9 protein-coding genes are annotated in these 11,576 nt (G+C 48.0%); 2 read left to right on the top strand and 7 right to left on the bottom strand.

The features are described 5' to 3' along the window. Positions 1–2,621: 2,621 nt before the first annotated feature. From N4599_RS05300 to N4599_RS05325, 6 genes are all read right to left on the bottom strand, one after another. Positions 2,622–3,683, bottom strand: a complete 1,062-nt coding sequence (locus tag N4599_RS05300) for a hypothetical protein (RefSeq protein WP_191363913.1) — start codon at positions 3,681–3,683, stop codon at positions 2,622–2,624. Between the two features lie 153 nt (positions 3,684–3,836). Next, on the bottom strand, positions 3,837–4,394 hold the full coding sequence (gene efp, locus N4599_RS05305) for an elongation factor P (RefSeq protein WP_003712238.1): 558 nt from the start codon (positions 4,392–4,394) through the stop codon (positions 3,837–3,839). A gap of 177 nt (positions 4,395–4,571) precedes the next feature. After that, positions 4,572–4,895, bottom strand: a complete 324-nt coding sequence (locus tag N4599_RS05310) for a DUF3278 domain-containing protein (RefSeq protein WP_224758007.1) — start codon at positions 4,893–4,895, stop codon at positions 4,572–4,574. Between the two features lie 60 nt (positions 4,896–4,955). Beyond that, entirely contained in the window at positions 4,956–5,150 is a 195-nt protein-coding gene (locus tag N4599_RS05315; protein ID WP_062812620.1) for a helix-turn-helix transcriptional regulator, read from the bottom strand. Between the two features lie 114 nt (positions 5,151–5,264). After that, positions 5,265–6,305 (bottom strand): alcohol dehydrogenase catalytic domain-containing protein, encoded by a 1,041-nt coding sequence (locus N4599_RS05320; RefSeq protein ID WP_062812621.1) that lies wholly within the window; start codon positions 6,303–6,305, stop codon positions 5,265–5,267. A gap of 96 nt (positions 6,306–6,401) precedes the next feature. Continuing rightward, positions 6,402–7,487 carry an Ldh family oxidoreductase gene (locus N4599_RS05325; RefSeq protein ID WP_062812622.1) on the bottom strand — a complete coding sequence of 362 codons (1,086 nt, stop codon included), beginning with the start codon at positions 7,485–7,487 and terminating at the stop codon, positions 6,402–6,404. 484 nt (positions 7,488–7,971) lie between these two features. Here N4599_RS05325 and N4599_RS05330 point away from each other — a divergent pair, with 484 nt between their 5' ends. After that, positions 7,972–9,387: a glycoside-pentoside-hexuronide (GPH):cation symporter gene (locus tag N4599_RS05330; RefSeq protein ID WP_062812623.1), complete on the top strand. Its 1,416-nt coding sequence runs from the start codon at positions 7,972–7,974 to the stop codon at positions 9,385–9,387. A 65-nt stretch (positions 9,388–9,452) separates the two neighbouring features. Here N4599_RS05330 and N4599_RS05335 read toward each other — a convergent pair whose 3' ends face one another. Continuing rightward, positions 9,453–10,571, bottom strand: a complete 1,119-nt coding sequence (locus tag N4599_RS05335; RefSeq protein ID WP_260898289.1) for an ROK family transcriptional regulator — start codon at positions 10,569–10,571, stop codon at positions 9,453–9,455. 214 nt (positions 10,572–10,785) lie between these two features. Here N4599_RS05335 and N4599_RS05340 point away from each other — a divergent pair, with 214 nt between their 5' ends. Continuing rightward, positions 10,786–11,562 (top strand): SDR family oxidoreductase, encoded by a 777-nt coding sequence (locus tag N4599_RS05340; protein ID WP_062812625.1) that lies wholly within the window; start codon positions 10,786–10,788, stop codon positions 11,560–11,562. Positions 11,563–11,576 lie beyond the last annotated feature (14 nt).

An 11,576-nucleotide genomic window follows, 5' to 3' on the forward strand; every position in this document is an offset into this window, starting at 1 on the left:
CGACCGGTAGATTGCTCGAGAAACTAGCGTCCGATATCTAAGCTGGCAAACCAGCAAAGGGTTCGCCAGGAATGGTTATCTGGGGATTCATCGTTAAAACGCTGGCGTTTAACCAGCTCCTGCTCCCCGCCGGATAAGTGATACGGTACCCGGTCAACGGAGCCGCTCAATCCAAAGTAAACGCAAACGATCAGTTCCCCGGCGTTGCACCACTTGATCTGAGGGGCCAAGCTGCCGGGAGCCGAAAGCCGCTTTGTCCGTCACGCTAGTATTTAGAAATTGAATATCACTATCTTGAAAGACCAGGCTTAGCTACATGGGCCGACCCTAGCGGAATTTCCGGGAGTTAACGGTTGCCATTGGACGATTAAATTGAGCCGTACCCTTACCAGCACGCCCAAGCCCACAATCGCCGTTAGCACCGCCGATCCCACAATCCATTCGGTCCTATGCACAAACGGCCGGGTCTTTTTCAATTATCAGATTTACGTTATTAAAGTCAGTCCGCCGAGCAGAGCTGGAGCTGCCGTCGACGCTTAACCGTGCAATCACTTCTTGTGTTAATCGTCGAAATACTGCTTGCCACATATAGCAGTACCGTTTGAACAGAAATAATTGTCTGACAGCTGTCGGTCATTTTTCTCGCAAGGCCTAATCGCTCCGGCCAATAACTTCCCATCCCCTTGCGGCAGGAACCTCATCATTCGTAATTTGACTCTTCCTAATAATTCATGTACATAGATGCCAAGGGTGTATTCATGTAATATTAAGTGTAAGCACAATTTTGATTAGAAAGATTCAGCGATTCACGACCCTGGACAATTCGAAGCCGCAAAACAATGCTGAAATTTATGGAGATGTTTAGCGTTATCAGAGGTAACCCGTCCCAAAAGCGGGAGGAATTGTCCAGAAAGAACCGCTCCGGTAAAGGACAATTTAGTGAAAGTGCTAATAGTTGATTAGTTTCTTGCCAATTGTGATAACTGCATTTCTAGGTAAATGAATTAGATGGGTAAGCAGTAATTTTAAGATCAGCTAGAGGAAAGTTAGTTTCACTGATCCCACAATGAGGACAGGTGCTCAATCGGCTCAATTATCCGTAATTGCGAAGAGTTCTTTGCGACATCGATTGGGCTGTCCACTGTCAAAAAACAACCAAGATAGCTCCCGTACTGATGAATCGGTACACGGTTCTTTTCCACGACGGTTCTTGCTGGTAAAGTCAGTCCGCCGGGTCATTGTCTGCTCGTCTTTTTATTTTCTGACCAGGTAACTGCTAAGGCTGAAAAATCACCACTTTGCCATTCTAAAGCGACCAATATCAGTCATCATTGCTGGGATTAGGCAACGAACTAGGAATGCTAATTCTGCCCTCCCGGTTGACGACCGCTGCACCGGGAAGCTCGCCGCTTGGTACCCCACTGCCAGGAACTACCCGCTGACAATGAGGCCCGGATAATTTTTCCCCAGTCCAGCTTGGAAGCACGCTCGGCTGGGACGGAAGGTGGTTACCGTAATTGGGCGGTGAAATCGTACCCGTGCATTTTTGCTGTCAGTAAGCCTAGCGGAGAAAGAATTACTATGCCAACCACTAGGTAAAACCAGGATGTTAGTTTCCTAGGTGGTTTGTGACCGTTGATGACCCGTTCCCATAAAAACCATTCGGTCCTCCCCGTAACCAATCCAGATGCAACGTAGGTGAAAACGCGCTAATCCAACCAACAACTACGCGACGTGTTATCACGCCAGCGAGATTGTGATAGCGAGTGGAGATTGGTTGTTTAAGGGCGCCGCTAACCGGCCAGGCAACTACGGCTGGTGCTGAGTGCACCTTCGGCAGTAAGGGGCTACCGAATTGCTTCTCCATGATGGAGGCCAACTGCGATTCCTGGCGGAAGATGGTGATGGCTGCGAAGAGGTTGTTCAGCTAGTCTTCAACGGACGGTTTTCTAACCGCCATCCTCAGGAGCCTAGTTCCTAGTGCCACCCCTCTGCGACCATCTGCAAGAACGTTTAACTAGTCAGCGCAACGGTGAAGATGATAGATAATCCCCCCTTTCAAGGGTAAAGTTCTCATAACGGTAGTTACCCCGTCGTGCGAACTTTCAAGGAGGCAACCCGTTATTTGTGGTTTCAGAATACTGTTTTTTTAAGTGGGTTGTTAATGATTATTATTTATATAAATATAATAATTTGATATGTTTATATTTTTTGTGTTAATCTTTTCTTGGTCTTGTGTATTTCTTACTCAGGACCTTTTTTAGTTAGCGGAGCTTTGCTGGTAAGCGGTTTCTCTTATCTAGGGATAACGAAACTAGCTCTGCCGATAATTAATAAAAAACTTTTTTATTTTTATTCATATGAACAATTAATCATTTGAAGTATATTCCACCAATTAGCAAACTGATTCAAAAGATTGCGGGCTGGCCTTGTGACCGTGATTGGTCCTGTCCAGTGGCCGGCCGGATCTGTCTAATAAATTGACCTTAGCAGACACTAATTTTAATGTTCACCTGACAAGTGACAACCAGCCTTTCGGAATTTAAAATAAAGTGCGGGACCGCGACGGAAGTTTATCATCACTTCTGCCGTGGTCCCGCACTGTCGTTTTTAGTTAGCGGTCACTGCATATAATTAAGGTCATCGTACTTGGTACCAGCTTGCTGCTTAGCCATGCTCTGGCTCTGGTAGTACACCGCGTCAACATGCATATCCGCCCCACCGGCTTCCACCAGCACTTTGACCTGCTGGCCGTTGATGGTTTCGGTGTGAACAGCGTAGTAGGCACCATCACCGGCGGTCTGCACCCAACCACGCAGGTTCAGCCAGTGCATTCCATGAACATTGCCAAAGGTCCCCCGCATCCAGTTCTTAGTAGCTTTCATTATCGCCTGGTTGGTGATGTTGCTATCATTATTTAAGAAAGCTGGGTCCTGCTTATAAATCGTCATCTGTTCGCCATCGTTATCGCCACCAGTATACTTAAAGGTGTGAGCACCAAAGGTCACGGAGCCTGGTTCGTCATTATCAGCCGTGTACCAGGTTCCCTGCAGTTCACTCGGAACGGCGACCGGGCCCTCATTCCCGTACTGGCCGGTGCTTGTGGAAGACTTGCCAGTTTGGGAGCCATTATTAGCGGGGGTGGTCAGGCCGCCGTTGGTCTTATCCACCACCTTGGCGCCCGTTGCCAGGTTATTGACGAGCTGGCCCTGGCCGTTGTCGTTAAGGTACTGAACCATGTCTGCCCGGCTCACAGTGGTCAGCTTCTTTGCCTGGCCGGACTGGGCATTCTCGTAAATCGTAACGTTATTGCCACTAACGGTATAAACCAGGCCGGTATCCTTGCCATTAGCCGTAACGTTATAGGCCACCCCCTGGCCGTTGTCGCTCAACTGGTACTTATTCGTTCGGTAGAGGTTCACCTGCAAGCCGTTCTGTTGGCCGGACTTAGCAGTCGTTGCCCAATCGTTGCCGTATTTGTTGCCAGCGTAGGCCGTAATCACGGCAACCGTTTGCTGGGGAGTCAAGTTTCCCTGACTAATCTTGCTGTTGGTTTTCGGTGCCAGAAGGCTGGAGGACGAAGCTGATGAGGCGTCCTTGCTAGTGCTCGTCTGATTCCCGCAACCGGCCAGGAGCAATGCTAGTCCAGTCACGAGAGTAATTCCCAATTTCTTACTATTCATAATGTACTCTCCTTGTTCAATAAGATTATTTTCCTTTAATTATACGCTAAACGACTATCATGACCAGTTAGGATTGTTTTTTCATTTTTATAGCAAAACGAAAAAGCCACCGACTGGTTAAACCCAATCAGTGACCTTTTTACAATCTTTTAATTAAGCACGGGACTTGTAGCTGCCATCAGTGGTGTTGATGATCAGCTTGTCACCGGTCTTGATGAAGGCTGGGACGTTAACAACCAGGCCAGTGTTCATCGTAGCAGGCTTACCACCACCATCGATAGTGGCACCCTTGATCATTGGTTCAGTTTCAGCAACCGTCATTTCAACAGTCACTGGCAGTTCAACCCCAATGATGTCGCCGTTAACAAAGTTCAGCGTGATGTTCATGTTTTCAACCAGGTAGTTACGGTCGTCACCCAGTTGTTCGTGGGAGAGGCTGTATTGTTCGTAAGTTTCCAAGTCCATGAAGACAGCGGAATCACCTTCGTCGTAGAGGTATTGCGCGTTCCGCTTGTCAACGTTGACCTGTTCCACCTTTTCGGATGGCCGCATCGTGGTGTGGACGATTGAACCAGTCCGCACGTCTTGGATGTCCATCTGCATCAGGGTGTTACCCTTACCTGGCTTGTGGTGGTTGATTTGGAGAACCTTGAGCAGCTTGCCGCCCCGTTCAAAAACCATGCCCTTTTTCAAATCGATTGTTTGAATCATACTAAAACACCTTCACTAATTTGAGATTTTGTCCGGTCAAACTGCGGCGAGACAGCTACCAGAACGATTTTACGGCCTGACGATTTCAAGCCATAGTACAGTTACCATTGTAACACATTCGTCCCCGTTGCTATACGCTTAAAGTGCAAAAATCAGCGAAGTCCTACTCACCCTTCTTTAAGTTCCGCCAGTATATCCAGCCCCAGCCGCAACCAGGCCGATGATAATCCCCCGCTTGACTACCCACCTTTTGGTCTTCTTTAATTCCTTGGTCGGTAGTTCGTTGATCAGCACCCGCTCCTTGCCCATAACGAGGTAGAAATACCAGGTAACCACGATAAACAGGGTTAGGATGCTTATAAAGGCGAATAAAAAGGCGATTTTGTAGGTAGTGGTCAGTGCCAACACCATGGCAACCAGCAGGAGCGGTGTAAACAGGGTCAGCAACAGGTAGCCGGAATTGCCCAGGTGGTCAAGGCGCTGCCGTTGGTACTTACTCATCCAGTTCGCCGCTAATTCCGTAGGATAATTTCAGCAAGCCGTCACGTAGTTTTTCTTTAGTCATTCGCTTTCCTCCCAAAATAATGAGTTGAGGTCCGTTCGCAGGGCCAGCGCGAGCTTGCGGCACAGGTCCAACGAGGGGTTGTACTTATCATTTTCAATCAAGTTGATCGTCTGCCGCGCCACCCCAATTTTCTGGGCCAACGCGAACTGTGATAATTGCTGCTTCTTACGGTACTCTTTTACCCGGTTCAACTAATCACCCGCTTTTGATGTCAAATATATATGACATTTTAAGCAGAAAAAAGCTCCGGTAGCTTGGCACGATTGCCTTTCACCGGAGCTTCGTTCACTATGATTATTTATTTGCTAGTCAAATACTAAGTAGGACTTGATTGCCTGCCGTTGGTCCATCGCCTCGTAAGCAGCCTGAATGTCGTCCAGGCTGAAGGACTTCGTGAAGACCTTCCCCGGGTTGATTTCACCATCCAGAACGGCCTTGAGCAGCACTTCCTTGTCGTAAGTCGTCACGGAAGCCGGCCCCCCAGCAACAATGGCGTTCTTGTAGAAGAGGGAGGTCATGTCCTGCTTTGGCGTGTGTGGCAGGCCGACCCGGCCGATGATGGCACCCGGACGACCAACGGCCAGTGCAGTGTTCGTGGATTGTTCAGTCCCGACACATTCGAGGACAGCATCGGCACCAGCACTGTTAGTCAGGTCCATGATGGCCTGAACTGCCTCGTCACCCCGGACGGCCACGTTATCGGTCGCGCCGAATTCCTTTGCCAGGGCTTGCCGGTCTGCGTGACGGCTAGTGGAGATAATCTTCTTAGCGCCACGCATCTTAGCAGCGATGATGGCACACAGACCAACCGCACCGTCTCCCATTACGACGACGGTATCGCCAGCGCTAACGTTGGCAACCCGGGCCGCGTGGTAACCAGTCGCCATCACATCTGCCAGGGTCAGCAGGGACTTCTTCATGCCCTCACTGTAATCGGCTAGCTGACCAGGAATCTTGACCAGTGCCCATTGACCGTGCTGGAAGCGAACGTATTCAGCCTGCACCCCAGACGAGAAGTTGTCAGCGTGACTTTGGCAAGAACCATCAAAGCCGGCCCGACAAGCAGGACAGTGTCCACAACCGTGGGTAAATGGCGCAATCACTAAATCGCCCGGCTTAACGGTCGTGATCTCGTCACCGACTTCTTCAACGACCCCCAGCGCTTCGTGACCAGAGTTTTCCGCTTCTGCTTCGACCGGGTTGATACCCCGGAAGTTCCACAGGTCAGACCCGCAGACGCAGGAGCGCAATACCTTAATAATGACGTCATCAGGTTTTTGGATCGTTGGCTTATCAACGTCCTTTAATTCCATTTGTCCTTTACTTGCGAAAAATGCTTTTTTCATCGTTCAAGACCCCTTTCTGTCTACCCTAATTGTAACCAAAAGGAGCCGCAAATGATAATACTTTAATTCTATCGCCCTTGATACCTAAAACACATACTAAACTTCTGCCGGAACCGGAACCCCGAGTTCCTCGCCAATCGCCGTGATTTCCTCGTAAGTCTTGTCGTCAATCGCCACGCCAGCCTGCTGGTTTTCCTTTAAGTACCGGTACTCACGGTCGCCTGGAACCCAAATCGTCTTGCCGGCAACGTGCTCGAGGCCGCGAATCCGGTCCAGCATTGCGGTGGCGTCCTGCTTGAGGGTTTCGGGATCACCGAAGAAGGCCGGGTCAAAGGCAAAGAGGAACTGACTGAAGTCGTGTTTGCCCCGGACAGTGTCGGCCGAAATCGACCCCTGGGCCAGGATCCCGGTCAGCAGTTCGACCACGATGGAGTTCCCCATCCCCTTGTAGTTGGCGTTGACTTCCTGGTTACCACCCAGGGTGACCAGGCCGCCGCCCTTTTGTTCACCCTCGCTAAAGGCCGCCGTTGCCAGAATGTCTTCCGCCTCTTTCGGGTCCGTAACTACCTGCCGGTCCTTGTCGACCACCCATTCGCCAGGCAGTTCAGTTCCCTTCTTGTCGGCTACCTGGATTTTACCGCCGGCCACGGCAGAGGTCGCCCCGTCGAACATGAACGGGTGGGGACTAGCAGGGAAGCCAAAGGCAAAGGCGTTTGACCCGAGGAAGGCCTGGGTAGCGTTGGTCGGTACCACCAGCGGCCGGGTGTTGGTCAGGGCAATCCCCACTAGGCCAGCGTCTAAGGCTTTGCGAGCATAGTAGCCGGCAATGCCAAAGTGGTTAGAGTTCCGCACCACGGCAATGCCGACGCCGACCTTCTTGGCTTTCTCAATCACCTTGTCCATCGCCAGGTTGGCCGCAATCTGCCCCATGTTTTGGTTGGCGTCGACCAGAACGGTCCCGGGCAGCTCCCGGACCACCTTGGGCTGCTTAGTGGGAACAATCGTACCATCCTTGATCATCCGCCGGTACCAGGCTAACCGTTGAATCCCGTGGGAAGAGATTCCCCGTAAGTCGGCGTCAACCAGGGTATCTGCCAGGAGTTTGCCATCCTGTTCACTAAAACCTAACTTGTCAAATACGTTTTCCAAATACTGTCGTTCATCGTTTGCTTTTACACGCATCGTGTCCACACCTTTCCTAATAAAAAAGTCCCCGTGCAAACTGCACAAGGACGCTGACCGTGGTACCACCTATCTTCACTATGAAAACATAGCCTCTAACGATGGATAACGGCCATCGCCCGGGATTGTAGCTTGCACCCAACCCACTGCGATGAGTTCATTTCACGAGCTAGCTAATATGCCCTTCCACCCGGCGGCACTCGCTTTAATTAGAATCACTCGCTACTATTCTCATCTGTTTTTAATTATTATCATTCATTTTAAGCGGTCGGACTAAAAAGTCAAGGGGAGATTTTGAACCATGTTTACTTCCGTGAATAAAGGCCCCTATTGAAAAGCACAGGATATAATCGTTTGCCAAATCAATTGTGAAATAAATAATTAACTGATTTTTGCTTGTTTTAGGAAACGCTTTCATATACAATGCAAATGTAAAATAGTTTTGTAAAATGATTTTATCAAATTGGAGAAAGGTCGGTTTGTAGTGAAAAAGTATTTTGCATATGCTCTAGGTACCTTTGGCCATGATGCTTTTTATAATACTTTGAGCATTTACTTTATGATGTTTATTACCAGTCAACTCTTTACAAATTCTAGTGATTCCAAGATGGTCGGTATCGTCACTTCCATCATCGTCATTATTCGGGTTGGTGAAATCATGTTTGATCCGATGATTGGTGGGGTGGTTGACAACACAAATACCCGGTGGGGGAAATTTCGCCCGTGGATTTTAATCGGCTCATTAGTCGCTTCAATTGGCTTAATTTTTCTCTTTTCGGACTATTTTGGACTTGCTTGGAGCAATCCGCTGCTTTACTTAATTCTACTCGCAATCAGCTTTTTAATCATTGATGTTTTCTACTCGTTTAGTGATATTGCTATTTGGTCAATGTTACCAGCAGTAAGTATCGACAATAAGGTCCGTACCAACTTCGGAACAGCCTCTCGTCTAGGTTCGACCCTCGGCGCACAAATCGTAATCGTGATTATCACCCCTGCAATTATGCTGTTTTCGCACATCTTTTCAAAAGTACCGTTCGGCCAACAAACCCGGGCTGGATGGATGGGCTACGTCATTATCGTGGCAATCCTGTGTACCGGTGGTGCCCTTATTACCTGTCTTAATATCAAGGAACAAAAGAATCTTATTCGCTCCAACACTAAGCATACAACGTTAAAAGACATCTTTCGGGCAATCGGCCATAATAGCCAGCTCCTATGGATTGCGGCATCCTACTTCCTATTTGCCTTCAGCTACGTTGTTACAAATTCGCTCTTAATGTACTACTTCACCTACCGCCTCGGCAACGCTGCTGCCTATACATGGGTCGGGGTAATTACTTGTATCCTGGGCGTTTTCTCGGTCTCACTGTATCCATTCCTGGAAAATTTGATCAAACGCAAGGCCATTTATGTTGGCGGAATCGGCTTCATGCTCATCGGCTACGTTATTTTCCTGCTTGCTGGTCAAAACTTGCATTGGGTACTGACCGCCGTCGCCTTCTATTTTGTCCCCTACCCGTTAATTTTCTTAGCAACCTTGATGACCATTACCGATAGTGTGGAGTACGGCCAGCTCGTCAATGGGACCCGGAATGAATCTGTTACCCTTTCGGTTCGCCCCTTAATTGATAAACTAGCTGGGGCGGCCTCTAACGGAATTGTTGGAATTGTTGCCGTTGCGGCTGGGATGACGGGAAATGCTAAGCCTAGTGATATTTCTGCCCACGGGATTATGGAATTCAACACCTTCATGTTCTACATTCCAATTTTCTTGCTAATTATCGCAGCCCTGATTTTCTACTTTAAGGTAACCTTGACTGAAGAACAGCACGCAAAGATTGTTGCGGCCCTTGAGAAGAAGCTGAATACTAACCAAACCACAGCTGAGAACGCATAGCAGATTAAAACTATCAAGCACAGGCCCCCAGAGCCAGTAATAATGACTCTGGGGGCCTGTCCACTTTAAATTGATTTAAGTTTGTCGTCAATAAATGGGATTGCTGCGCCAATTGCTACCGCATTGTCAGCAACATGACCTACTTTGACATACTGTTCACTCTCAGGAAACACGGAGATCGATTTTAGGCGTCCACGTAAGTCTTCAAGAATTGAGGTAGTAATAAATTTGCTCAATCGTCCACCAATTATGATTGGCACATCAATAAACATGTGAAGATTATAAATTGACTCTGCAAGATAGTCCAAATATTCAGAAAACCGTTGTTCTACTGCCGGGTTATGCTGTTTGAGGTTCGTAAAAAAGCTATTAAGCGTTTCTGTTGGCTGTAGTAATGACGAAAGTGAACAATAGGTTTCAATACATCCCCGTCGACCACAGTAGCACGGACGACCATTGTGCGGGTTAATGGAAATATGCTCCATTGTCCCGTCCCGCCCCTTAGTGCTGCGCAAAATTTTGCCATCAGTGATAATGGCGCTCCCAAAGTGTTCACCAATTGACAGCACGATTTCGTCATTTGGTTCGACAGCGTATTCAGCAGCAGCAACACAATCAGCATCATGGTAAAAACGAACTGGGAACGGTAAAAACTGACTGAAGAGGTCTGCTCGCATTCCAGTACAACCTAAAATTTTCCCCCATAAAACCGTAGTTCCGGCACCATCAATCAAGCCCTGAATACCTATTCCAGCGCCCAGGATACTCTTTTCATTATAGCCGTTGTTTTGCAAGAGCCAGCGAACCTGGTCAGCTAATGCCGTTGCATATTGCTCATTATTTGCAAAGGGAATATTAACCGTATGAATTGCTAATACTTCGTGTTTAAGGTTAATCACTGTAATTGTGGCGTATTTTTGGAAAACTTCAATTCCAATACTTAAAAAAGCGTTGGGATTCACTGAATAGGCGGTAGCACGCCGCCCAATTTTTGATTCCAGTTGACCATTTTTCATTATCAGTTCCTGGTCAATCAACTGGTTCAAGTTACCGGTAACCGTCGGCAGGCTCAAACCGAGTTCATCAGCAACCATCTGCTTAGACAGCTTATCATTACTCATCAGCAAGTGATAAATATTAGAATAATTAGACCGCTGAATCGACTGCATCGTTTTCGTTTTCATAGTGTCCTCCCAGCTTTAAACTATTAGACTAAGTGTATCATAAAACGATTTGCGATAATTAATTTTTAGTTTTTTGAAATCGGTTCCAAAAATTCCTTGACTTTCACTATCAAAGGCCCTATCCTTAAAAATGAATTAAGTAAAGTCATTTTATAAAATTAAATCATCAAATTGGAATGGCTCTTAATCCAATAGTTTTGAGGAGGAATTACTCATGGGAATTTTAGATCGGATGCGCCTCGACGGTAAGAGTATTTACGTTACAGGTGGTGCCCAGGGATTGGGTAAGGCAATGGCTACTGGGCTTGCGGAGGCCGGTGCCGATGTCGCAATCGTCGATATTAACGAAGAGAAAGCCAAGGCAACTGCTGCTGAAATCGCTCAAGCCACTGGTCAAAAGGTAATTGCGGTTAAAACCGACGTCACCGATCCAGAAGAAGTTGAAGCCATGGTCAAAACCGTTGTTGACCAACTAGGGGGGCTTGACGCCGCCTTCAATAATGCCGGAATGTGCCTAAATGTCCCCGCTGAAGAAATGTCGTACGAAGATTGGCTAAAAGTTGTTAACCTGAACTTGAATTCCGTCTTCCTGTGCTCTACTGCTGCTGGCCGGTACATGTTAAAGCAGGGTCACGGTTCTATCGTCAACACCGCTTCAATGTCCGCCCACATCGTTAACCGGCCGCAGCCACAATGTTCTTACAACGCGACAAAGAATGGTGTAATCCAACTTTCAAAGTCCTTAGCGATTGAATGGGCCAAGCGTGGTGTGCGGGTTAACACAATGAGTCCCGGCTACATGGGTACTGATTTGACTTTGAGTTCTCCTGACCTGAAGCCATTGATCAAGACCTGGAACGACTGGGCACCGTTAGGACGACTGGGTAAGCCGGAAGAACTGCAAGGAATGGCAGTTTACCTGGCAAGTGACACTAGCAGCTTCTCTACTGGTGAAGATTACCTGATCGATGGGGCCTTCACCGCTTGGTAAAATAACCTTCCATT

It is taken from the genome of Limosilactobacillus oris, assembly GCF_025311495.1.
GTDB classification, from domain to species: Bacteria; Bacillota; Bacilli; order Lactobacillales; family Lactobacillaceae; genus Limosilactobacillus; species Limosilactobacillus oris_A.